Origin of the sequence: Candidatus Accumulibacter cognatus (genome assembly GCF_000584975.1) — a bacterium.
Classification (GTDB): domain Bacteria; phylum Pseudomonadota; class Gammaproteobacteria; order Burkholderiales; family Rhodocyclaceae; genus Accumulibacter; species Accumulibacter cognatus.
This window is the reverse complement of sequence record NZ_JDST02000053.1, coordinates 40,903-64,943: the sequence shown is the minus strand read 5'-3', so window position 1 is coordinate 64,943 and position 24,041 is coordinate 40,903. Positions and strand designations below refer to the sequence as shown.

Genomic DNA, 24,041 nt, shown 5'->3' with positions numbered 1-24,041 from the left:
TGTGTCTAAACTTCAGTTATCAATAACAGCCGACATTCATTAGATCGAACCCTATTGAGGTCCATCGACTCGTGCAGTCAGCTTTCCAGTAAATGCCTATCGATTGAGATTCCCTCCTGCCGCTCAATATTCACTTGAGGGCATATAGCTCTCGCGCCCATGATCGCATGACGGGCACACGAAGCTTACTGTGCCATCTTTCATCTTGAATGGCACGGCGAGGACATCCGCTCCAAGGAAACGATCCAGCCACCCCACTGCCGAGTCGTTCGCCGTCCAAGAGTTCACTGCGGGCATCAATGTGGGAATCCACGCCTTGCAGTTTGGGCACGCCTCTGTCCCCCACCTAGTGGAGCAATCAGGGCACACGCAGGAAAACCGATGTCCACGGCCTCCCGTGAAGTCCCGCCTCGTGTCGGCAATGGTCCCGCAGGTTGGGCAAGAGAGCAGCGATTTCACGAGTTCGATGGCGGCTTCCAGCGCTTTCGAGAAGTCGGCCAGGGAATCGATCTGCGATCGAAGGTCGGTGATCGAGGCGTTCAACGCCCTCTTGCGAGCGTTCAGCGGCCCGCTCGCACCGCCATCTCGCACCGCCAGTCGTAGCTGCTGGGATACGTTCTCGTGCTCGTCCTCCAGAGCCTCGAGCCTCGTCCGCTGAGTGGTAAGCCGCTCTGCAAGCCGGAGATCCTCATGCACTTCAGGCGCTCGCGTGACGAATACGCCGGTGCCGGTAGCCTCGAGCCACGCTGCTTCGTCCGCGATGTTGGGTATCGGGGGATTGGCTATGTGGGGCGGATAAGCAAGGAACCTCGGCGCCGTGATCACCCATCGAAGCTCGCGGGCGACGCGCTCGACGCTGGACAAGTCCCAAGGAGAGACGGGCAGGAATCCCGCACGTCCCTGCCCCCGCTCGGCAACCTCGTGCGAAAGAGCATTCAGCCGATGTGCGTGGAGCGGAGCCATGCGTCGAAGGGCAGCTTCAGACGAAGGGCTCGGATAGAGCACCAGCGTGATCTCCGTTCGGGTCGCGGCCTCGTCGGCATCGCGAATCAATCTGGCAAGGTCTTCGTCGCCGAACATCGCAACCGACCCGGGGATCGGAACAATTCGCAAGGGCTTCGCCCCGTCGACCGCAAGGCCCAATGTGCTGTCGGTCAATGACCAGGAGAGTCGAGCTCGTATGCCCCGACCTTCAAGGTCGATCTCATCACCGTCGAGAGCCTGCGACAGGTCCACGGGTTCGATACCAAGTTGGTCAAGACCTCTGATGACCAGCAGGAGCGCAAACCCTCCGAAGCAGCGGCAGAGCTCCTGCATCTCTTCGAAGTGCTTGTCCGGTCTAGGCGACTGCTCGAGCCCAAGGCGTGCCCAAGCCAACCAGACTTCCGCCACTCTGCGGTAGTGGACGTCGTTCGCGAGAATGTTCGTCATCGTCAGTGTCGTGCTGACGAACGCTCGCCGCGGCACCTCGCGATACAGCACCGAATCCATCAGGCCGGAAACCGAGTACTTCAGGAACTTCAGGTGCTCGAGGGTGCGCTCGGCCTTGCGGCGGGCCTCCCCGGCATCGAGCGAGTCGCCCCAGAGTTGGTAGACCCGCTTCTGCCGCCAGTGGGAGCCCTGTCCTGCCGTCGAGCCGTGATCCCCGACTTCGTTGAATAGGCGAAGCAGCCTGGCGACATCGGTCACGCGGCGTGAGAGGTACGCGTCCAGATGATCGACGAGTCGGACAGCGACCCTGTTCTCGTAGATATCGAATTGGTCCTCTCGGACCAACGAGAGGATGCGCTTGGGTATGACGGCACGCAGAGTTGGGCGGTCCCAGTCATCGGTATGCGCTGCGAGATAGCTGGATGCCTGCGTTGCAAGCCGCCGGGCCCTAGCCACCGCTGTTCGCTCAACCTCCACCCTAAGGTGGGTTCGGGGTCGCTGACAGACTTCGACGAGATGGCCGAGACGGTCCGCGAGCAACTTCTCGAACTCCTGCAGTTCCGCTCGCTCAGACATTCCCGGAACCAGGGGAGACACGTCGAGCGCATCCAGCCAAGTGCCGCCCGAAGCGAGAACCTCCCTGACGCTTTTTCCGACATCCAGAATGCTCGTTACATCCAGCCGGTCCAGAACCTGCGCTCGCGACATCGTTCCTTCGACTCGCTCGCGCCCCGGTTCCATCAACTGCCAGTGCCCTCGGAGATCGGGGACGCAGAAGCTGGGCTGCGCTATGGCAACGGAGTTCAAGAAGGTGGAGTCATCGCCCAGCGGCTCGACCATGAATCTGCCGAGGACCAAATCTCCCGCCTGGACATCACTGGTATGTCCGAGCAACCTGTCGATGAACCTATACGTCATGCAGCTTCATCGGCGCCCAGTCGCCGCAGCTCCGCCCGAACGATGCTGGTTGACTTCACCGGCTCGCCCTGCGAGCCGAGACGGGGCCATGCCTCTTCGACTGCCAGGCGCAGAGCCTCGAGGTCCTCCGGCCGCGTGTCATGCCGATCGCGAATCTTGCGTAGCAGTTTCGTGGCCAGGATGTGGTCCACGGCCTCGGTCATGGTGCCGCCGGCGGCAATGACGACGGGAACGAAGTTGAGCATCTGTCGTTCCAGGCGATTGCCCCAGCCAACCCGGAAACGGCGTCCCAAGATCTCGGCGAACTGGGTGTCCACGAATCGATACGCTGCAGCCGCTTGTTGCTGGTACGTGTTCTGCACTGCTGCGAATGCACCCTGCAAGGTCGCGAGCGATACCGGAGCACGCGCCCTCGTCTTCTTGAGCTTGAACGATTCCCGATGGCGCGGAAGTTCCATCACGTGAGCGCGATCGTAGGTCTTGTCCGCGAAGTCCTTGGTTGTCTCATCGTGGTTCGCCGTACCAACGAACCAGACGTTTTGCGGCAGCGGAAGTGTCCGACCGTTCTGAAGCAGGGCTGGTGCCGGCTCCACGGCGGCGGTCATCAGATCCAGCTTCTGATACTGGGGATCTTGCTCCAGCGCCGATAGCAGGTCGGCGAAGTACTGCTCCGGGTGCGAGAGATTCATCTCGTCCAGAACGACGATGAACACGCCGTCCTCGTGGCGCGGGCACTGCGCTTTGTAGAGCGCCTGCAGAAACTCGGACTCGTAGAAACGCCGCTCGAACGCGTTGAAGTGACCAATGAGATCCTGGCGATCCCTCCACCCGGCCTGCACCTCGATGAGGGCGGCCCCGGCACCCAGGGCGCGAGCGAAGGCCAGGGGCAGGCTCGTCTTCCCGGTCCCGCTGATGCCCTGTAGAAGATGAAGCCTGCTCATCGCCATGCCGGCGAGAAAGCAGCGAATGTCGGATATGGAGTAGTACAGCTCCTTGCCCGACGTCGGATCGAAGGCGACTCGGTTCTGCAGGTCGCTGCAGAACGTAGCCAGATCCGGAATCTCGTCGAACATCGGCACTCGGCCCTGGAGCGTGTCGTCGCCATCCATTTGACTGCATGACGGGAACGGGCTGACCCCGTCGGACCGCCGAATACGTTCGTCGACGTCCTTCCGGAGTTCCTCCAGGGCGGCCTGCAGCAAGTCCCTCCCGGTCTCCAGCGCGGCCTTTTGATCCCTGAGCGACTCGAGCTCGGTGACTGCAATCGCTGATCGGGCGACCAAGGCGCGGCTGGCCATCAGTTCCTGGGAGAGTCGCGCACGGTCCGCTTCCCACTCTTCCTGCGCGCGCTCCAGCATTTCGAGGCGCGTAACCATGTCCTCACTCGGGCGTTTGGCGAGGCGATCGGACAGGGACTTGTTCTCCTTGATCAGGGCGTCGAGCTCCCGTTTGACCTGGTCGAGCGGTCGGTTGCCAAGGACGCGTTCCGCCTCTTCGCGCTCTCGCAACCTCTCGTAGAGACCGTCGCGCTCCTTTCGCGCTGCTGCGAGACGAGCTTCCAAGTCGCGGTACTTCGCCTCGGCTTCCTCGCTCGAGGCACCTGCACGCTGCTTTACTCGCAGATCGAATGCCTCACGATCCTCCCGCAACACGTCTTCGCGAACATCGAGCTGAGCCTGTTGCTTCTTCAGGGCTGCACGCGTCTGCGAGGCTTCAGTTTCGAACTGCCGCCTCTGCTCGTCCAACTCACGCGCCGACGCCGCATGTTGCTCAGCCTGCTCGCGCCTCAGTTGCTCGAGTTCCGCCCGGACCCTCTGGTCCTCTTGCCGCCAGCGCGCGTCCCAATCAGCGCGCTCCGCAGAGATCAAACCGCGCGCCCGGGACAGTTCTTCCCGGACGGCGGCGGCTTCCTGATCAAGGAGTTGAAGGGATACGCGGCGCTCCGCCGCAAACCCGGCCTCTGCGTTCAGCTCGCGGACGCGAAGCCCGTCCTCCCTATGCCGAACATCCTCCTCCTTGATCTTGAGCGATGAATCCCGCTCTTCGAGCGCTTTCCCGTCGGCGGCAAGCTGCGCCTGCTCCTGTGTCAACAGGTCTTGCGATTCCTTGAGAGCCCTTTCGCCCTCTTCGAGACGCGACATCCGCTCCGATCGCGCCCTGCAAAGTTCATTTGCTTCCCAGAGCTCTCGCGCGGCCATCACGATATCCAGGCCGTCGGTGCCAGGTGGAGCGGTCTTCGTCGCGGCCTCGATGTCTCCTTCTGTGGCCGTCTCCAGCGCTTGCGAATGAACCTTGCTGATCGCCTCGATCGCCGTTCCCGGGGTCGTGATGTCCGCATCGGTTACCGGCCCGCTGTTGGGTGACTTCCCAGCGGCGCCTTCGGTTCCCGGTACCGACACCCGGTTCCGGTTCCGGTTCCGGTTCGGCTGCGAAGGTGACCCAGACTTGTTGCTGTTCCTCGACATCGTCTATCCCTCTACCAATTTTGTCGCGCCAACCTCGATCCCGCCGAGGATCGCCACGGATCTGTACACCGACTCAATGACCGGAGAGATTGCCGCAAGCTCCAGGCTACTGTCACCAGCATGTATGGCATCACCCGCTATCGTCGCGACCCGGTCCAGATCCTCGATGAGCTCTGGCCGACGCCTCGCGGCCCGGGCAAGCGGGTGGTCAGGCTGATCGGTAGCAAGCATCATTGCGGCTACGATCGCGCCGCGAAGCCGCCAGCCGGATTCGAAGCATGCGGCCTTCAGGTGGTTTGGCCGGGTTCCTGCCAGAGCAGCTGGCAGCGGTGTCTTGAAGCCGAGAGCGACGGCACGAGCCTCATAGACGCTCGCGACATAGGCCTGATCCTGGACCGGACGATCCTTTCCGTTCTTGTCTTTGAAGTAGGCGTGACGCCACACCTCGCCTGGCGGAAAGCGCGCAGCTATCGATCGGAATGTGGATTCAAGAACTCTTCTCGTGGCACCCAAGAGATCCCTCAGCCGCTGCTCAGGACAAGCGTCGCCAAGCAACTGCGCGTCCACATAGGCCATTTCCAGCTGAAGCAGCTGCTCGAACTCTGGCAGGTCGCGCGCGTTAACCGTGAGTTTTCGCTCGAGATTCGAAGTAGCGAGCACCCTCACTTCGGCGATCCATCCTCGCTGCTTCTCTGCCTGCGCGTCCAGCGACGAACCAACGAGGGCCTCGACCGTTTCGCGAAGCCTTGGAAAGTGAGCGAGTTCGCGCTCGACGGCGCGCCTGACGGCCGGGCTCTCCCCCAGTCCGAAGGGATCGCACGCGTGCCAGTCTCCGGTTTGCTCGTTCTCAACCAGATAGATGAAGGTGGACAGGAAGACCGGAGTCGGTGAGTCGTCTACCAGCGAGATTCGCTCGAGCACCGGGCCCGCGTCCAGGTCGAGGTGCTCGTCTTCATCGGCCGCCTCGAAGGACTCGGAATTGCGCAGGGCTGCCTTGTGCCGGTGGGTCGCCCGCAGTATTTGCCGCACATCTGGAGCAGATGGAAGCGCGGAATCGATTGGTCGGCACATGAAGGCCCGCTCTCGCCGAGGTTTGCCCTTGGTGCCCAAGATCAAGTCCGGGAATCCGTTCTCGCGACGGTCCAGCTCCGCGTAGTCGAGTCGCTGGACGAAGCGTGGCCAGAGATCGCCGGACCACGGATCCTGGAACACGTGTCCGGTCACCGCAGGTCTCATGTCGAGGGCCTCGTCCTCGAACACCTCATTGCCAGCTTGCGTCGGCAGTCCGTCCTGCTTGATGAGCCCCCTTTGCACAAGCTCGGACAGGATGAGCGTGGCCAGGTCTGCGTGGATCTTCAGCTTCTCGCCGATTCGCGGGGGGAACGTGATGCCCGCGCGACACATGCCGAGCACTGCCTTCTGCAGTACGTTGACCTGTCGAGGCCGCACGTCCGGTGCGACGACCCGATACATCAGCGCCGGCCACAAGAGGAACTTTCGCTGGCTGTACCGGACTCCCGCAGGAAGGCGGGGACCGAAGTGCAGAACAGGCGAATCAAGCTGAAATAACGCAGCCATGCCGCCCCTCGCACAGTTTTCGGAATGCCACCAGGCCGGCAAGGCTTCGTTCGGCGACTTCGCCGCGAAGCATTCCCAAATCGCCCACGACGATCAGTAGCCTCTGCTGGCGGCTCATCGCGACGCACAGCCGGTTTTCGAGCATGAGGTGCCCGAACTTCCGTCTCAAGGATCGCTCGTCCGAAATCGGAAGATCGTTCGATCGAGTCATCGACAGGAAGACGACGTCGAATTCCTTGCCCTGGAAGGCGTCGACCGTGCCGACCCGGATTCGCTCCTTGAGGTGTCCGTCCAGTCCCCGCGTCTCTCGCCATCCGTCGGCGACGCGGTACGACCCGTCCTGGAGCTGTTCCGCAACGCCGAGCGCCTCCAACTCGGCGAGGATTTCATCGACCTGTCCCGCGTAGAACGAAATCACCCCGAAGCTCAAATCCGGCCGGGCAGTGGCCAGATTCTTGAGCTCTTTCGCGATCCAGCGTGCCTCGGCAGGTCTGCGCTTGCTCTGTCCACCCTGCTCTTTTCCGGCCGATAGGGGAACATCGACCCAAGCGGCGACGTGAGGTTGGTAGCCGGGCAGGCCGTGCTCGAATTGCTCGGCAGGCTTCTCGGATCGGAAGGCCTCCCCGTAAGGCGCATAGAACGTATCGCTGACGAAGGTACCCAGAACGGGATGCATTCGATACTGGACGTCGAGCGTGACGGTTCTCTTGATGCCGTCGGCAGCCTCGCGCTCACGCATCGATTCGAAGAGGCGTTGAAAGAGACTCCGCCGTAGCGCCTTTCGCGTCTCGTCGGAGACCGAGAGTTCCAGTTGCCCCTCGACGTCCGGCTCCAGGATGTGTGGGAGCTGGCGGTGATCCCCGACGAGAATGATCCGGCGCTCCGCCAGTGCCATCGGAATGAACAGATCGAGGGGATTGGCCCGCGCCGCCTCGTCGACGATGACGTTCGCGAAGACGCTCTGCTCCCCCTTCTGGAGGCTCATCTGAAAGCCGACCGCCTGCTGACAAGTAGCTGCCAGCACGACGGTGTAGTCGCGCACGGCAGACCTCACGCCATCGACGTCGTTCTCGAGGTCGAACAGGTATTCGTACAGGACCGCGTCCTCGCCGCCGGACGACTCCCTCGCCCGCGAAAAAAGCTCGTTGACGATCTCAGGGAGCAGTTCCTCCAGGTCGGCATGTCCGCGCGGTCCGCCGACCGCAGCGGGCTCCGCAAAGCGGTCGATGAGGACTTCCTGAAGCGCCTTGAGTTCGCCCAGGAATCCTGGGGGCTCATCCGCATCCCAGTCGGCCGCAGCGGAGAGCAGCCGCCGACTGTTGTCGTCCAGGGACCCGAGACGTTCGAGTCGCTGCATGACCCGCGCGGCATTTCGAGCACCGTCGTCGCCAAAGCTGACTGGATCGATGCGGAGCGCCCGGACGGCCTTTAGCAACAACTCCCGATCGTCCGACTCGAAGTCCGGCATGAATCCGTGTTGCGCCGACAGCTCCTGTCGAATCGCAAGGAGGCGGTCCAGTACCGACGGCGACAGGTACGGTCGCGCGATGTCTTCGATCTCGCGGACCATCTTCGCGGACTCCGCGGGGCCGAGCCGCGAAGCCTGGTACGCCGCAGACATGGCCCGCACCTTCCTCAGGACTTCGCTAACCGGCCTCTCCGGCAAGCTCGCGAGGTCGGCTCGGATGGCGTCGACACGCTCGCGCCGCCATCGGTCGAATCCGTCCCCGTCATCGCTTCGTCCGTGTTTCCTGCCGACCTTGATGGCCGGCAGACCGAAGACCAGCGTCTTGGCCGCCGCGTTCTCCACGGCATCGTGCTGGTAGCTCGTGAGCAGCGTCTGACCGGCGAGGTCGCCGTCTTCGCCCAGCTCGGCCAATCGCGCCTGAAGGGCCGCGATCGTCTTTGTCTTGCCGGTGCCGGGCGGCCCTTGAATCAGGGCGATGTCCGGCGTGTTCAAGGCGACTCGAATGGCTTCGATCTGTCTGGGCGTGGGATCGTCGCCGAAGATCTCCTTCACGGCCGCCGAAAGCGGCGCCTCCGCCTTCCGCCTTCTCTCCGGTACCACGCTTCCTTCGAGCAGCAGCCCCAGTTGAGGCATGGGACATTCGGCCAGAGCGATGCTGGCTTGTGCCCGCTCCCTGCGCTCGAGCCGCTTTCTGTCGCCGCTCATGCTCATGAAGAGAACGCCGGGAACAGGAGGCTCGCGGTCGTCCAGATCGCCTGTCGGCAGGACATCCAGGTACCGCCCGGTAGCCGTACCGCCAACGAACGACCCGACGAATGCCTTCGGACTCCTGGCGAGGTCCCCTTCGGTCGACGAGCCGTTTGCCGAAGTATCCGAGGACTCCTGCAACTCGCGTGGAGGGTGCGACGCGGCCTCCAGTTCGACATCCTCCGCACCTCGAAGCAGATTCAGGGCTGTGTCGATCTGTTTCGCATCCTGGAACCGAAAGCGCCATCGTCCGTCTGCCTGCCGTTTCGCGTCCGAGTAGCTCAGCCACCCCAGCGTCCGCGCTCGGCGAAAGACACTGTCCCGCTCCAGCTTGTTGTACTCGCGCCAGACGTTCAGGTAGCTCCCGGCCTGTTCCACCAGCTGATCCAACTGGGAGCGGGCCGTACCTCGAAATGCGCCTGCAATGGTCGAATCGCAGAAGCGCACGTTGCCTTGAACAGGAACGATCGGGCGCCTCTCTTCCGCAGACGATCCACGACGCGCTTCGACGAGGCGCATCACGAGAAGCCGGTCGTTGGGCGTCTTCTGGACATCGATCGCATACCCCTTGCCGTGCATGCGAAACGGACGACGGTGATCGCTCTCCGGCGCGGGGCTGCCAGAGATGAAGACCTTGGAATCCGACTCCTGGTCGACCAGGACGAAGCGCTCCGTGAGCCACTGAATGACTTCCGTTGCAGAGATGCTCTTCCCGAGCTTCTGACGGATGACGTCGACGATCTTCTCGTCGACCCCGATGTCGATGCTGCCCGGCCAGGAGTACTGCACTGGAAACTCGTGCATCTGGACCTGTAGCCATTCTGTGGCGCCGCTCTTTGGCGTCACCGCAACGACCCATCCCAGTCGAGGCAGATTGCGGTCGCGCAATCGCGCGAGAACGGTTTCCCCCTGCTTGTCGCGCCCGCGCACGCTAACCGCCACGGTGCCGACACGAAGCAGCGATTGGCCGGTGGCTTCCGAGAACTGCAAGGCGACTTCGCTTCGGAGGGTCACCGTCATGTCGAACGTCGTGGCATCGGCAGGCACGAGCTCAATCAGCGAGCACGTTCCGAATGGAGCTTCGTGCGCCTTCATTTCGTGCCCCCCTTGCGCGCAGTGAAGGACACGACCCTATAAAGTGCGTCGGGAGATCCGAGGTGTAAGCGCCACGAGGCCTCGTCGTGCTTCAGTAGGATCGACGAGGGTTTCGGTCCGACCGAGGCAGATCTAGCTCCGGTGGGCGATGTGAGCCGGTAGCTGGCCCCGTCGAGTGACTGGAGCGTGACGCGCGTGCCCTCGAACTTCAGGTCGATCACCGGACGCTGCCCGTCCCGACCAGCCTGCCCGGTAGCAAGACGACGCGTGATGACTCTCGACTCTCCATCGGTCAGTGCCAAGGCAGCGACGATGACAGGCCTTCGACGATCACCGGAGGGTCGCGACACGAGCTCCGAGCCCTCACCCAGCGCGGGATCCCAGAGCTGGAATTCAGCGACGACGAAACCCAAGCGCGGCGCGTCACACCAAGGGCATTGCTTGGCGTTCATGTAGTACGTTCCGTGGCACTCCTGGCACAGGACTGTCGCGTCGGCAGCGGCGTGCAGTCTCTCCGCCCACTCTGAGACGCCGGGCCGCTGCAGTGGCTCTGCGAGACCTGCACCGAAAGCTCGCTGCGAGATCTCCGCCAATCGCGCGGAGAGCGTGACGCTTCGTGGAATCCCGATGGAACAACGGTTCGAACTGTTGCTCGGGTCATCCACCCAGGGCATCGCTCCCGCAAACGCTTCTTCTTCGCGCTCGGGTGGTCCGTTCGCGACAGCGTCGCCGATGAGCGGATGGACCAGGGATAGTGTCTGGAAGGTCAGAACAGCAAACGCATGCGCATCGGTCAGCGAGTTCACTCCGGAAGCGCCGCGGATGAGTTCAGGCGCACCATAGCCAGGAGTGAACACTGTCGGCAGCCCCGCGCTGGACACGTAGTGGATGTTGTCGCTGTCAATGAACCGAACTTCCGTGGCGTCGCTGGCCTCGGAGACGAAGATGTTGTGCGGCGACGGATCGGAGTACACGAGCCCTCTGCCGTGAAGAGCGGATAGGACGTCGGCCGTACGTGCCAGCAGTGCCAGCCGTCGCCGAAGGCCTCCCGTCTGGAAGTACCAGGACGCAACCGAGGTCGTCGCCTTTGGCGGATTGCAGAGCGCGCTCAGTGGCTGCATTCCGGTCAGCAGCTCCATCAGGTAACCAAGCACGGGCTCGCGCAGCATTTCCAATGGGCGAGCGATCTCGAGGTCCGCCAGCGGCAGCCGCTTGACTGCCGTGAGCTGGTTCCGGAGCTGCTCGCGTCGGGACGGCGACGAATCGAAGATGATCTTGGCGGCCAGTCGTCCGCCTTTGACCTCGAAGACGGCCCCTTGCCCCCCACGGCCGAGTTGACGCGTCAGCACGTGACGAGCCCCATTCAGGTCGGTCACTTGGCGGGTGAAGGACGTCATGCCGATCCCCCGTTCGGCCACGCCAGAACTGCGATGGTCTTGTCGTCGAGATGCCGTGGGGTGGGCCATTCGTTCAGTTCACGCCGCAGCGAACGCCACCGAGCCACCGGCTGCAATGTCGCGATTTCGTCCTTCAGCCAGGCGACGAAGTCGGCGAGGCGATCGGGACGAAGGTCATCCGAAACGCCATCAGATGCGAGGACGGCGATGTCGATCTCGGAGCACTCGAAGCAGCGCTTCGCCCAGACTTCGCCGCTACCGAGCGACTGGGTCTCATTGGAAAACCCCGATGCCCGCGGATGCTCTACCCGCTCGATGGCGCCGCGCCTGCGCACGGCTGCCATCCCGTCGCCCAACGCAGCCACATAGGTTCGTCCATCGTGGTGCGCAAGCGCAAGCAGGCATGTGGCAGCGCAATCCGAGCGATCGAACGGAGCGATTTCCTCCAGCCAGAGCGGCTCGATTCGGCCAACGAGATCGTCGAGAGAACCTGTCCCGCCCTTGTGCCACGCCCTGACCGCACGCAACGTCGCAATGCAGGCTTTCCTTGCACCATGCCTGGCACGGTCCTTCGAGCCCAAACCGTCGCTCACCACGACCAGGCTACCGAAGGCGCCGGACGCGCCGAGCCATTGGTCCTCGTTGGGCTTTCGTAGCGCTCTGTGGGCAGGGCCGGCAACACTCGCACCGAAGTAGTCCACACGGCTTCTGCGTGCCATGTGACCTTCAGAAGTCATAGTCGTCCAGAGCGGTCGGGTCGACCACGACCACGCTGTTGGGATTCACGCTGCGAGTGCGCTGGGTGACGCTCATGGTGACCCACCGGAAGAAGTTCTTGATCTGCCGGGCCTCGTGCGCCGAGTACACGCGCGCGCTCGGATCAGCCAGGAACTCGGCCAGCATGGCGGGATCGGCGTCGTCTCCGATCCCGAGGACAAACCGTGAGGCCTTCGAAGCACGCTCCGAAGCGAGCAAGCGCTGCAGGGGTTCGCGCCACTCGTCGGTGGGCTGTCCGTCGGATACGAGCACAACGGTCGGCCGGTATGCCCGGCTCGGAATCTGCGCGTGCTCCTCGACCATCTTCACAACCAGATCGAAGGCCGCGCCCATGGGCGTATTGCCCGCTGCGCCGACCCGCTCCCACTTGATCTGCGCCGCCGGCAACAAAGGCTGGTGGAGCCTGGCGCCGCCCTTGCCGAATGCGATGACAGCGACGTGGATCTCGGCACGGCTGTGCTCCTCGGCCGCGAAGCTCTCGATCATCCACTGGATCGCGTCGTTGAGCGCATCGATCTTCCCGTTCGCGCTCATGCTGCCGCTGACGTCGGCGAGCACGATGACGGGAAGGGGGCGCGCCGTCGCGACGGTGAAGTCCTTGAGCTTCGACATGTTCTGTTCTCCTTGCTTATTCAACCGGGACTTCGCCGGCGCCTTGGGTCTGTTCGGCAAAGCGTCACGCCCGATCTCTTTCTGCAACTGCCTCTGAACGAGCGACGTCCCGTTGTGCCGGCTGGCGATGTCTTCAAGGTACTTTGCCCACCCCATGCTCTGCCCCCCGTCTTGTTCCGGCCGAACGAGCTGTAGGCCATCAGTGCCAACGCCTGCCGCCACGCGGCTTCAGTCCTCGGAAATCGCTGTTTCTGTACACCGTCAGGATTGCGGATCCGTCGGGGGTGCAGACGACCTGGACTCCCTCGCATCCGCCCACATCCACGCCGGAACGCGCCAGCTTCTCCACTTCCTTCCTGCCGATGACGTGAATCGCTGCCCCGCGCACGTGAAGCACGCGCCCATAGCTCAGCACGGCATCGATAGTCTCGCAGTTCAGCCCACGCCCGCTCATGCGGGCCCAGGCATGCTGGGTGATGGCCGGCGCGTTGCCGGTTGAATTGCTGTGCTTGATCATAAGGCTGGCTCTCCTGGGTTGAACGGACCCGGAACGATTCCGGGCCCCACGCCAGCCAATATCGCAACAAGTGTGCCAACGGGGTCGATACCCCACGCCAGTCTGGCAATAATTCATTACGTAACAGGCACTTGAATCGAACAAATGCGCATGTCGAACGCGATGATGGGAGACTGCGTACGCGGTATTTTCGGAAGATTTTTTCCGGAGTTCGGATCACTTGTTCTCTTCTCTGCTTGCCGACCATTCTCTCAATGCACGATCCGTTACGTCGCAAAGGGTCTCAGGTGACACGCCCCGCTTCTTCGCGATCCTGCGAAGCTCGTCCGCCAGGTACCCCTTGAGAGCTCGCTCGACAACCTTCGTCTTGATGGTTTCACCGGGCTGGATCAGCGCATCCAGGCTTGCCGACTCCGCGAATGCGCGGGCGACAGACTGCGGCAACGAGTCGGCGCCGGCTTCAGCGCCAGATACGTCGATGCCCGCAAGCCCGTACTCGGACGAAGCGGCTGGCGATAGCGGTGAATGCCGATCGGCGTTGGCGGCAATCGTGCGGTACGCCACGCGAAACAGGTCCCTCAGGTTCCCAGGAAGCGGATGACGCGACAGTTCGTTCACTATGGCCCGGTGGGCGCTGGCTGGAAATCGTACGCGGCCGCTACGTGCCCTATGCGAGGCCTGTGCAAAGACCATTTCCCAGAGCCACGGAATCTCTTCAGGAATCTCACGCAGCGGCGGCATCCGCAACGTGAGCATGCTGATGCGGTCAAGAAAGTCTGGATCCAATCGCTCGCGCAACTTGGCGTCCGGGAGGTTGGTCGCCGAAATCAGTCTGAAGTCGCTCGTCAGTTGTCGATCGTCGCCCAAGCGCATGTAGCTCTTTTCCTCGACGGCCTTGATCAGGAGGCGCTGGAGGTCTCGACCGACGTCGCCTACTTCGTCGAGAAACAGTGTGTCCTTGTGGGCCAATGCGAGCAGCCCCTCATGGTCCTTGAGAGCGCCGGTGAAAGAACCACGCTTGTAGCCGAACAACTCAGCACGCATCGTTTCGGGGTTGTACTGGCCGCAAGCAACCGCCGGCCAATGAACATCCCGTTCCGGCACGCGGTAGGGGCTGTGCGATCGAATCCAGCCAGCCAGTGTCGTCTTGCCCGTGCCTCGCTCCCCCAGCAAGAGGACGGGCACATTCAACTGCGCAAACCTGCGGGCCTCGTCGAAGATCTTCCGCATATGCTCCGACTGAAACCGAGCGGGATCCCAGACGACCGCCGCATCCTCGGAAGACGTCTCCGAGGGCCTCGCGGCACGGTATGCCTTGTAGTAGCTGTCGATGCCGAGCCGAACTGGAACGACAGCGGGACGGCCATTCCGCTCCTCCTTGCGATACGACTTGACGAGGGAGAACGGGGCATCGATGAAACCTGTTTCGCCCATCAGTACCAGGACCGTTTGCATGGAAGGCGTGCCCGGACTGACGTGGATGATCAGTTCCCGGTCGGCGAACCTTCTCCGCACGGCCGGGAGCCTCTCCTTCAGGAACTCGAAAATTTGCCCGTGATCGGTTGGATCGTCCCCGTCCCAGGGCTCTTGATGAATGCGCAAACTCGGATCCTTGGTCTTCAGCTCCTCCAACGTCTGGCTAACCGCCCGAGACTGGCGCGTTTCCTTCCCGTCGGGCGATCGCCCATAGAACAACACGAAGTCAGAAATGCACCCCGCATACAGCGAATCAGGGTCGAACAACAAGGTCAGGGTGGGCCCGGGAACCGGGGAGCCGTCGACAAGGCGAAAGGCGCTACCGGCCCGATCACGCTCGTAGGGATCGTTGTTTACGGCTATCCATGAGATCAGAACTCGACGACGCATGTCTTTCGGCTAGCCCACCGGTGGATGCATAGCCTTTGCATCGGCTTCCAGATGCAGGAATATCGGATCCTCCCCCCCGCTTTCCCACGCGTGGAACTCGAGGAAACTAATGCTACGCGCACCAATGCTCAACCAGGCACGCTCTCGAGCCCACCGCAGCAACTCAGGTCTGACTTTGACGCGATTCGTGTCGTGCATTGCAGTCGGCTAGGGCGAGAGTGTTGGTAGCTCATTCATCAACGGGCCTGAAGCCAGATTTCAGGTCGGACGACGCGCATTGTACACCAACCACCTGTTCGTCATGCTCGGTTTGGTTCGATGGATCAACCACAGTGACCTGCCCCTGCTAGCCGTATCAATCTCCAGTCGAGAAGGAGGCATTCATGAGCAACGGTGAAAATTGGATTCAACCGTCCGACGCGGTCGTCGGTTTTCGGCCCATTGCTGACCGCGCACAGCCGAGGCGCGAACGGCAGAAATGGCCGATCAACGGTCGTTCGCAGCGGCGGTCCCTCGCTCGCCTCTTAGTGTTTGACTGGCATCCTCTCGCCTTGCCACGGTGGTTGAGCGACCAAACCCACACGTCCGCAGGGTGCCTCTTGCCCCAATTCACGACGAGCAACTTGAAGGATCGAACTTGCTCGTTGAGCGTTACAGAGGGTTACAGTATCTTGCCAATGACCCGATTACCTGCGCCCTGAACCCTGGTCAACTGCCCGGCGCGTACACCAGCTCGGGAACCACCATCTCCCAGGATTCGCACTGCGCGTTGATCCGCGACTTGTATGCCTCCGCCACGTCTCTCGGCCGGCGCACGTGGATGGCGGCGACGCGGGCTTCGATGCACTGCATGTCGGTTTCCGGTTCGAAGTGTTGCGACAGGGCGCCGATGTCGACCCCTTGCGCATCGCACAATCGCCAGGCACCGGCCGATGTCTGGCGCAGCGCGATCCGGCTGCCTACCGCGAGCGCGGCCAGTGCCCGGTGAATGGCGTGGCCAGGGGGGTGGCGCGCGGCAAAGTCGAGGTCGATCTGCCGCCAGCCCAGTCGCCGATGGCGACGCGCCAGTTCGGGCGGCGGCGCTGGCAGCGGCGCCGCGAGGCGACGCAGGAAGGCCGGCGAGTGGGACGAGGAGGCCGATGACGATTCGGACGACGAGTCCGCCGGTCCTCCCGCCAGCGCGTCGAGCCAGGCCTGGCCGCGCGCGAAGCGCGCCAGCGCCAGCGTCTTGCGGGCGCGGGTCATGGCCACGTAGTACAGGCGGCGCGTGGCGTCCGCATCCTCGTTGGCGCCGCTCCGCAGCCAGTCGCCATCGAGGACCGCGACGTGATCGAATTCGTGACCCTTGGCCCGGTGTGCGGTCAGCAGCAGCAGGCCGGTCTGCCGGCGGCGCGCTTCCCGGCCCCACTCGGCCAGCCAGTCGAGAAAGTGGTCGAGCGGCAGTTCGACGTTTCCGACATCGAGCGCATACTCGGCCACCGCCTCGCGCAGATAGCTCCACCAGTGCGCGGCAGGCGGCTCCGCGGGCTGCATCGCCAGCCACTGGCGGATCGTCGGTACGTCGATCAGCGCACTGTCTCGAGTTCGCAACCAGCCGACCATCGCCTGCGTTTCGCGCAGACTCCAGAAGTCGCTGCTGTCTTCATCGGCCTGCTGCACCGGAATGCCCCGCAGTTCGCAATAGCTGCGCAGCGGGTCGAGTGAGCGCCAGTTGCGGGCAATGATGGCGCAGCGCGCCCAGTCCCACGCCGGCGCCAGATTTGCCATGCGCTCGAATTCCGTGATCACGGCAAGGGCCTGCGTCCGATCGTTGTCGCCGGCCGGCAGGATCTGCACGCGCCCCTGGCCGACCGGGTCGAGGCCGGCCCATTCGCCGCCGGTGGCCTGGCCCTTGCGCGCCGCATCGATGTGGATCGGGTGTGCCTGCTTCATGCGGTTTGCCGCCGGAGCGATCAGCCGGTTGGCGGCTTCGATGATGTGGGCCGTCGAGCGATAGTTGTCGGTCAGGAAGGACGGCCTGGCGGCATAGTCGGCCTCGAAGCGACGGATGAACGCGACCGAGGCGCCATTGAAGGCATAGATGTTCTGGTCGTCGTCGCCGACGGCGAAGAGGTTGATGCGGCCGTCCTCATCGGGCCGGGTGCGGCCGGCCAGCGCCGAAATCAGTTCGTATTGTTCGGGCGCGATGTCCTGATACTCGTCAACCAGAATCCAGCGGAAGCCGGCCAGCAGGCGCTCGCGCTGCAGGTCCGCTTCCTCGGGCGGCAGGTCCTGGCCCTTGAGCAGCCTGACCGCCTGTTCGATGATCTCCTTGAAGCGGTCGCCGTTCGCTCCTCCTCCGCTCTGCGTGGCCAGACTGGCACCGACCAGGCGCATGGCCAGCGCGTGCAGGGTGAGCACGGCCACGCCGCGGGCATCGTCGCCGATCAGCTCGCCGAGGCGCTGGCGAATCTGCACCGCGGCGTGGCGGTTGTAGGCGAGGGCCAGGATGCCGTGCGGGTTTTCGCGGCGGACGCGGATCAGGTAGGCGATGCGATGCACCAGCACCCGCGTCTTGCCGGAGCCGGGGCCGGCGAGGACGAGAACGGTGGTGCTTTCCCGCTCGTCGGCAACGATCTCGCGCTGTCGCCGGTTGTTCAGCACCTCGACGATGTCGTGCCACGACTGCGGCGTCGTCTGCCGCGTCAGTTCCTTGTCCCGATCGGGCAGCCAGCGGCGCATGAACTCGTCGCGTTGCAGGTTGAAGTAGTCCATCGTCAGGTGCAGCGCCTCGGCCATGGCCTTGAGTCCGCGCTGTACGTACTCGGCCATGACGTGAATCTGCACCACCTGTTCGTCATAGTGCAGCCTGAGGGGCGCGAAATCCCCCGGCATGAACTTGCGCTTCCAGTCGGGCTCCAGGCGAATCGTCATGGCCGGCCGGAAGACGGCCAGTCCCTTGTTGAGGCAGATGATTTCCTGCTCGTGCAGCCACAGCAGCGCACGGTCGAGCAGCTTGGGCGTGATCGTTCTTTCTGTCTTGAGCAGCAGATCGGCTTCCAGCGCCGCCAGCAGTTTGCCCAGCGTCGTTTCGGCCAGTTGATCGTTGCCGCGGGTACCGGCAGGCAGACAGCCGAGCAGGTGATCGAGCAGGCAGCCGGCGGCGGCTCGGCGGCGCCGGGCGGTGGCTTCCACGGCCGACCATTCGCGTTGCAGTTCGATGCCCAGCGATTCGACATCGACCCGCCGCAGCTTCAGGCTGCCCTGGCCCCCTTCCTCGTCGCGGCCGTCGGCGGCGAGGCTGCTCAGCAACTGGCGCAGGCGCTCCGGCAGGGCGTCGGCGTGGCCGGCATCCTTCAGGTGCTGGTTGGCGTGGCGCAGATGGAGGATCGACGATTCGCCACGGCCCAGGTCGGGGTGCTGCTCGCGCAGCAGGCCGATCAACGCCGATTCGAGTGCGGCGGCCTGCGCGAAGCGTTTCTTCGACGATCTCTCGACGCCGACGTGGAGGTAGGCGGTCAGCGCCGTATCGTTGCTGGCCAGTCCCAGCGCCTCGAGGTCGTAGAAAGCGGCGCGGACCTTTTCGGGGGAAAGCCCGGAGACGAGCATCAGCTCGTCGGTCGAGATGCCTTCATCGACCGGCGCGCCGATCAGCGCGCCGACAATCGCCAGCAGCCCTTTCCGATACTCCGGCGCGATGACTCTTTTCTCGATCTTCTTGCGCGCTTCATCGAGCGAGGCGACGCGCAGCGAGGAGGGGAAGACCTGTACCCGGTTTTCCTCGCGCGTCAGCAGCTCGGCTTCTTCCAGCCACGACACGGCGGTGCGCACGCGCGTGTCGTCGGTGGCCGAATCACGCTCGAAAGCGCCGTCTTCATCCTCGGCGAGGATTTCGCCGGCGGTGGCGATCAGGTCGCCCTCCTTGCCGCCACCCCGGCGTTTCTTCCGGTCGAGATTGCGCAGCGAGTGCAGGATGGCCTGGATTTCCTTGCGCGACAGCCGCGAGCGCGCCGACATGCCGAATTGCCGCTCGACATCCTCGACCGTGTAGAGGAGAACGCAGCGTGCCGACTGACGGTCGCGCCCGGCGCGGCCGGCTTCCTGCAGATAGTTCTCCAGCGAACCGGGAATGTCGGCATGGATGACCAGACGCACGTCCGGCTTGTCGATCCCCATGCCGAAGGCGTTGGTGGCGACGATGACGCGCAGGTCGCCTTCGATGAATGCCTTTTGCGTTCCCTTCTTCGTTTCCGGTGGCAGCCGGGCGTGAAAGTGGTCGACCGCCCAGCCTTTCTGCCGCAGAAAGCGCGAGACTTCCTCGGTCTGATGGCGTGTCGCGCAATAGACGATGGCGCCACCGGGCAGCTCGGGCGGCAGATCGGCTTCCAGGATCTGATGGATGTGCGAGAACTTTTCGGCCGGGCTGGTCGGGACGACGCAGAAATCGAGGTTGGCACGATTGGCGCCGCCGTTGAAGCAGCGCAGCTCGATGCCGAGCTTGTCCCTGAAATGATCCAGGATGTCGACCATCACAGCGGGTTTGGCGGTGGCCGTCAGGCAGAGGACGGGCGGAATCGCCTGATTGCCGGCCTTTTCGCGGATGAAGCGCCCGACATAGCGATAATCCGGGCGGAAATCCTGCCCCCATTTGGAAAGGCAGTGCGCCTCGTCGAGGACCCAGGCGCCGATTTCGCGTTGCGCCAGCACCTTGCGCAGCGTGCGGTTGCGCAGTTGCTCGGGGGAAACGATGAGAATGCCGATGTCGCCCAGGCGCAGGCGGTCGAGGACGTCGGCGCGCTCGGGCATCGAAAGCAGCCCGTTGAGCGCGGCGCAGCTTCGGATGTTGCGGGCCTCCAGTCCGGCCACCTGATCGGCCATCAGGGCCACCAGCGGCGAGATGACGACGGTCAGCGCACCGGTCTTGTCGAAGCGCGAGAGCGCGGGGATCTGGTAACACAGCGACTTTCCGGTTCCCGTCGGCAGAATCCCGAGGACGTGTTCGCCGCGCATCGCCGCTTCGACAATGCTCTGCTGCAGCGGCTGGCCCGCATCGTCGGCCGGCTCCGGACGAAATTCGGGGAAGCCGAACCAGCGCGCGAGTTCCTTTCGGGCATCGTGCCGTTCCCCGCACCACTGGCAGGCCGGGTCGGCGCAGGCGGTATCGCGCAAACGCCTGATCAGCATGCCGGCCTGCGGAAACTGATGGCGCACCCACGGTGGCATCACCGAGTTGCCGCCGGCCACCGACAGCCAGGCCAGTGCGTAGGCCAGGGCCCAACCCTGGCCGGCGGTATCGGCCACAACCTCACCGAGCTGCGTCGCGCAGACGTGTCCGGCGAGTTGCTGGCGAATGGCGGCGAGCGCTTCGCCATCGCTCGGACGGGCCTTGTGGCGCAAAGCCATGAAGAAGCGATCCAGCCCCGACTTTCGGCTGTGCACGGTCGTCAGCCAGTGCCAGGCGAGAACCCGGTTCGGCGAGGCTTCGGCCAGCGCCGTCTGCTGGTTGCGGAAGACTTCGAGCGTCAGTTGCGCGTCGAGCAGCGGATCGTTCAAACGCCCGCGCTGCAGTTGGCCGTCCTGATAGTGCTTGACCAGATGGTGGTAGGGATTGCGCGGGAAGGCCAGCGGGTTGAGCCACAGCGTGTCGACCACCGGCAACTGCAGTAGCCGCAGGTCGGGCTTGGCGGCGGCCAGATGCGGCAGGTCGAAAGCGATCAGGTTATGGCCGAGCAGGAAGCTGGCGCCCTCGGCGAGCGCCTCGAGTTCCTCCAGCGCGGCCAGCAGATGGCCCTGCCGGAAACGCAGCGACCTATCCGGCTGGTCGCCGCGAACGGCGGCAAAACGGTGAATCCGACCATCGCGCAGCCCGACTTCCAGGTCGATAGATAGACAGCGGGGCGCGAAACTACTCATGGGCAGCGTGAGTGGGCGTTTACGCTGCACCATCCCATGACCGTCCGATGCTCTTCTAGATCAGCGCGCCGTTGATCGAGATCACCTGTCCCGAGATGTAGGCGGCCTGATCCGAAACCAGGAAGCCGACGAGATCGGCGACTTCCTCAGGCTTGCCGGCGCGCTGCATCGGCACCAGTGTCCTGATCGTTGCGGCGTCGAAAGCGCCGTCGGCCATGCCGGTGGCGATGATCCCCGGCGCCACGGCATTGACCGTGATGCCGCGGCTGGCCACTTCCAGCGCCAGCGACTTGCTCGCGGCCTGCAGCGCAGCCTTCGCCGCCGAGTAGTTGACCTGGCCGCGGTTGCCGGTGATCGCCGCGACCGACGAGAGGCTGACGACCCGCCCCCAGCGCGTACGGATCATCGGCAGGATCAGCGGCCGGGTGACGTTGAAGAAGCCGTTCAGGCAGACATCGATGACGCGGTCCCATTGTTCGCCGGACATGCCGGGAAAGACCGCGTCGGCATGGATGCCGGCGTTGTTGACCAGGATCTGGATCGGGCCGGCGGCGAGGAGGTCCGCCAATGCCGTCGCCGTAGGCTCACGCTCGGTGATGTCGAAAACGACCGCTTCGGCGCTGCCGCCGCCGGCGACGATTTCGCCGACGACCGCCTCGGCCTGCGCGCGGCCGCGGTGGGCGTGCACGATCACGTGGCAGCCGTCGGCGGCCAGGCGGCGGCAGATCGCCGCGCCGATGCCGCCGCTGCCGCCGGTGACCAGCGCGCGCTTCATGGCCGTCGTACCGCGGCGACCTTGGCGGCGTCGAGGACGACGGCGGCGCGTCCGTCGACCAGGCAGCGGCCGGCGTGGCTGACCGAGAAGCGGTAGAGGAGATTGTGGCTGTCGCTCGACAGGCACTCGGCCTGGACGCTCAGTTCTCCAGGCAGGTCGTCGAGTCGGGCGACGTGCAGGGTCACGCCGCGCAGGCTGGTCAGGTAGCCATGGCGAGGCCGTCCACCGGTTTCGGCAAGCAGCGCGCCATGCACGGCCATCGCCTGCGCCGCGTACTCGATGGCGCTCGCCGCGCCCAGGCGACCCTCGGTGCGCAGCGGGTTGGCCGGGTCGGTATGGCTGGTTGCGCGGCAGGAAATCGTCGTTGCCGACCAGTCGACGACCGACTCGAGCAGGCACATGCTGCCCTGGTGGGGGATATGCTCGGCGATCCAGCGATGGTCTAGCACGGGACGCAGTCCACGCGCAGTTGCATCGGCGGCAGGTAGTCGAGGCAGACGCTGCCCCCTTCGCGCCTGGCCAGCCTCTGCAGCAGCGGCAGGCTGCGCAGCGCCGGGATCGTCGTGCGCAGGCTTTCCAGTTCGCCATCGGCCAGCCTGGCGGCGTCGTCGGTGCCTGGCGTGACGGCGATGCGCGCCAGCGAGCGGACGCTCTCGACCGGGGTCAGCAGCAGCGCCACGCCGGCGCAATCAGGGATCGGCCGCTTGCGGTGCAGGGGTTCCGGATACTCGCTGTCGTAGGCGATCAGCAAGGTCGCCCGTTGGTCGACGACGACTTGCGCCAGCGCATCCAGCAGGCCGGCGCCAAAGCTCGCATCGAAGGCACACAGCACCTGGCACGGGGCCATCGCGCCGGTGGCGATGCCCCAGTAGCCGGCGGCGGCGTTGTGTACCGAGTTGTGGAAGCGGGTCGGCGAAATCCGGCGGTCGTCGGTCGCCAATTGCTCGCACAGCGCGTGACAGTTGTGGCCGTCGGCGCCGGACGCGGTGAACACCGTGGCCAGGGTGCCGACGTCGGCTTCGGCATGGGCGGCGGCTTCCAGCCCAAGTGCGAGCGCCAGCTTGACGACACGGCTGGCGCGCCGGCGCTCGGCCGGAGGCAGAACGTTCGGCACCGGCAGCACGGAAGGCGCTGGCGTATAAGCCTGTTCGCCGCGCAGGATGGCGCAGGCGGTCGGCCAGTCCGGCATGCCGGGGGCGAGGAAGCCGACGCCGTCGACCCAGGCGGTGAGCGGAGTCGGTCTCATGCGCTGATGCCGAAAACCAGGCTGCAGTTGCTGCCGCCGAAGCCGAAGGAGTTGCTCAGTGCCCGCTGCACGCGCGCGGCGCTGGGAGTGAGCCGGTAGTCGATCGGGATCGCCGGGTCGGCTGTCCTGGTGTGCGGGCTGCCGGGCAACAGCTCGTGCGTGAGCGCCAGCGCGCAGATCAGCGCTTCGACGGCGCCGGCGGCTCCGAGCGTATGGCCGGTCGCCCCCTTGGTCGAACTGCACGGCGTGCGCTCTCCGAACAGCGCGGCCACCGCCTTGCCTTCGGCCGCGTCATTGCTCGGCGTCGCGGTGCCGTGCAGGTTGATGTAGTCGATGTCGAGGGGGCGCAGGCCGGCCGAGCGCAGGGCCGCCTCGATCGCCATGCGGGCGCCGAGGCCTTGCGGGTGCGGTGAGGACATGTGGTAGGCATCGCTCGACTCCCCGTAGCCGAGCAGCAGCAGCGAGCCGGGGCGGGCATTCTTCGGCAGGCGTTCGAGCAGCGCAAAAGCGGCCCCTTCGGCGACCGAGATGCCGTTGCGCGCCGTGTCGTAAGGCCGGCACGGCTGGCTCGAGGTCAGTTCGAGCGAGGCAAAGCCGTAGAGCGTCGTCAGGCACAGGGAATCGACGCCGCCGACCAGCGCCGCGTCGATGCTGCCGCAGGCGAGTTGGCGAGCCGCTGCCGCAAAGGCCTTGGCGCTCGACGAGCAGGCCGTGGACACGGTCATCGCCGGACCTTCGAGGTCGAAAAAATCGCTCACGAATTCGGCCAGCGAGAATGGATTGTGCGTGTTGCGGTAGATGAAATCGTCGGGCAAGGCGCCACCGTGCGGGTCGCGCCGGCGGTAGGCGAGTTCGGCCTGCAGGATGCCGCCGGTGCTGGTGCCGAGAAAAACCCCGAGGCGGTGGCGGCCGTAGCGCGCTGCCGCTGCGCGCACCCGTTCGGCCAGGCCATCGGTTTCAAGGCCGAGTTGCGCCAGACGGTTGTTCCGGCAATCGTAGCGCGCCAGCGTCGCCGGCAGGGTCTGATCGTCGACCGCCGCCACCTCGCCGATCCAGGTATCGATCACGGCCGTTTCGAAAGCGCAGGGCGCCAGGCCACTGCTGCCCGCGCGCAGGCCTGCCAGCGTCGCAGAAAGGCCGCGGCCGAGGCAGGTGGTCAGGGTGTAGGCGGAAACCAGCAAAGGGATCAAGTGGATGCTCCAGATCGTCGGAGCCGAATATTAGCAGAGGACGATTGCCGGTTGCCCGACGCATCGG

Annotated in this window: 14 protein-coding genes; all 14 read right to left on the bottom strand. The window is 64.5% G+C overall.

The window, feature by feature from the left end; all coding sequences use genetic code 11:
- Window positions 1–123: 123 nt before the first annotated feature.
- The 14 genes from AW06_RS10590 to AW06_RS10520 all read right to left on the bottom strand — a co-directional run bounded on the left by AW06_RS10590 (window position 124) and on the right by AW06_RS10520 (window position 23,974).
- Window positions 124–2,271, bottom strand: coding sequence for a hypothetical protein (locus AW06_RS10590; RefSeq protein WP_273704600.1), 2,148 nt, complete (start codon window positions 2,269–2,271; stop codon window positions 124–126).
- 74 nt (window positions 2,272–2,345) lie between these two features.
- The gene (locus tag AW06_RS10585; protein WP_273704599.1) at window positions 2,346–4,814 is read right to left on the bottom strand and encodes an AAA family ATPase; all 2,469 of its coding nucleotides are present in this window, start codon (window positions 4,812–4,814) and stop codon (window positions 2,346–2,348) included.
- Between the two features lie 3 nt (window positions 4,815–4,817).
- Window positions 4,818–6,392, bottom strand: a complete 1,575-nt coding sequence (locus AW06_RS10580) for a hypothetical protein (protein WP_034949537.1) — start codon at window positions 6,390–6,392, stop codon at window positions 4,818–4,820.
- Complete coding sequence (locus tag AW06_RS10575) at window positions 6,370–9,702, bottom strand: AAA domain-containing protein (protein WP_034949534.1); 3,333 nt, start codon at window positions 9,700–9,702, stop codon at window positions 6,370–6,372. The genes AW06_RS10580 and AW06_RS10575 overlap by 23 nt, the downstream gene beginning before the upstream one ends.
- The gene (locus AW06_RS10570) at window positions 9,699–11,099 is read right to left on the bottom strand and encodes a serine/threonine protein kinase (RefSeq protein WP_273704598.1); all 1,401 of its coding nucleotides are present in this window, start codon (window positions 11,097–11,099) and stop codon (window positions 9,699–9,701) included. The genes AW06_RS10575 and AW06_RS10570 overlap by 4 nt, the downstream gene beginning before the upstream one ends.
- Window positions 11,096–11,818 carry a protein phosphatase 2C domain-containing protein gene (locus AW06_RS10565; protein ID WP_034949532.1) on the bottom strand — a complete coding sequence of 241 codons (723 nt, stop codon included), beginning with the start codon at window positions 11,816–11,818 and terminating at the stop codon, window positions 11,096–11,098. Before AW06_RS10565 ends, AW06_RS10570 begins: the two co-directional genes overlap by 4 nt.
- Before the next feature lie 7 nt (window positions 11,819–11,825).
- Entirely contained in the window at window positions 11,826–12,488 is a 663-nt protein-coding gene (locus AW06_RS10560; protein WP_034949569.1) for a VWA domain-containing protein, read from the bottom strand.
- A gap of 199 nt (window positions 12,489–12,687) precedes the next feature.
- Entirely contained in the window at window positions 12,688–13,005 is a 318-nt protein-coding gene (locus AW06_RS10555; RefSeq protein ID WP_273704597.1) for a DUF4258 domain-containing protein, read from the bottom strand.
- A 216-nt stretch (window positions 13,006–13,221) separates the two neighbouring features.
- Window positions 13,222–14,748, bottom strand: coding sequence for a sigma 54-interacting transcriptional regulator (locus tag AW06_RS10550; RefSeq protein ID WP_273704596.1), 1,527 nt, complete (start codon window positions 14,746–14,748; stop codon window positions 13,222–13,224).
- Between the two features lie 831 nt (window positions 14,749–15,579).
- Window positions 15,580–20,763, bottom strand: coding sequence for a RecQ family ATP-dependent DNA helicase (locus AW06_RS10540; protein ID WP_034949565.1), 5,184 nt, complete (start codon window positions 20,761–20,763; stop codon window positions 15,580–15,582).
- A gap of 55 nt (window positions 20,764–20,818) precedes the next feature.
- Window positions 20,819–21,538 carry a 3-oxoacyl-ACP reductase FabG gene (fabG, locus tag AW06_RS10535; RefSeq protein ID WP_034949525.1) on the bottom strand — a complete coding sequence of 240 codons (720 nt, stop codon included), beginning with the start codon at window positions 21,536–21,538 and terminating at the stop codon, window positions 20,819–20,821.
- A complete protein-coding gene (locus AW06_RS10530; RefSeq protein ID WP_034949524.1) occupies window positions 21,535–21,987 on the bottom strand; it encodes a hotdog family protein in 453 nt (150 codons plus the stop codon). The genes fabG and AW06_RS10530 overlap by 4 nt, the downstream gene beginning before the upstream one ends.
- Entirely contained in the window at window positions 21,981–22,784 is an 804-nt protein-coding gene (locus AW06_RS10525; protein ID WP_034949522.1) for a beta-ketoacyl synthase chain length factor, read from the bottom strand. Before AW06_RS10525 ends, AW06_RS10530 begins: the two co-directional genes overlap by 7 nt.
- Window positions 22,781–23,974: a beta-ketoacyl-[acyl-carrier-protein] synthase family protein gene (locus AW06_RS10520; protein ID WP_034949520.1), complete on the bottom strand. Its 1,194-nt coding sequence runs from the start codon at window positions 23,972–23,974 to the stop codon at window positions 22,781–22,783. Before AW06_RS10520 ends, AW06_RS10525 begins: the two co-directional genes overlap by 4 nt.
- Window positions 23,975–24,041: the final 67 nt, after the last annotated feature.

What these genes read in the sequence shown, in the direction of transcription:
- AW06_RS10590 (WP_273704600.1), bottom strand. Translation starts at nt 2,271, where the DNA reads ATGGTCGAGCCGCTGGGCGATGACTCCACCTTCTTGAACTCCGTTGCC.
- AW06_RS10585 (WP_273704599.1), bottom strand. Translation starts at nt 4,814, where the DNA reads ATGTCGAGGAACAGCAACAAGTCTGGGTCACCTTCGCAGCCGAACCGG.
- AW06_RS10580 (WP_034949537.1), bottom strand. Translation starts at nt 6,392, where the DNA reads ATGGCTGCGTTATTTCAGCTTGATTCGCCTGTTCTGCACTTCGGTCCC.
- AW06_RS10575 (WP_034949534.1), bottom strand. Translation starts at nt 9,702, where the DNA reads ATGAAGGCGCACGAAGCTCCATTCGGAACGTGCTCGCTGATTGAGCTC.
- AW06_RS10570 (WP_273704598.1), bottom strand. Translation starts at nt 11,099, where the DNA reads ATGACGTCCTTCACCCGCCAAGTGACCGACCTGAATGGGGCTCGTCAC.
- AW06_RS10565 (WP_034949532.1), bottom strand. Translation starts at nt 11,818, where the DNA reads ATGGCACGCAGAAGCCGTGTGGACTACTTCGGTGCGAGTGTTGCCGGC.
- AW06_RS10560 (WP_034949569.1), bottom strand. Translation starts at nt 12,488, where the DNA reads ATGTCGAAGCTCAAGGACTTCACCGTCGCGACGGCGCGCCCCCTTCCC.
- AW06_RS10555 (WP_273704597.1), bottom strand. Translation starts at nt 13,005, where the DNA reads ATGATCAAGCACAGCAATTCAACCGGCAACGCGCCGGCCATCACCCAG.
- AW06_RS10540 (WP_034949565.1), bottom strand. Translation starts at nt 20,763, where the DNA reads ATGAGTAGTTTCGCGCCCCGCTGTCTATCTATCGACCTGGAAGTCGGG.
- fabG (WP_034949525.1), bottom strand. Translation starts at nt 21,538, where the DNA reads ATGAAGCGCGCGCTGGTCACCGGCGGCAGCGGCGGCATCGGCGCGGCG.
- AW06_RS10525 (WP_034949522.1), bottom strand. Translation starts at nt 22,784, where the DNA reads ATGAGACCGACTCCGCTCACCGCCTGGGTCGACGGCGTCGGCTTCCTC.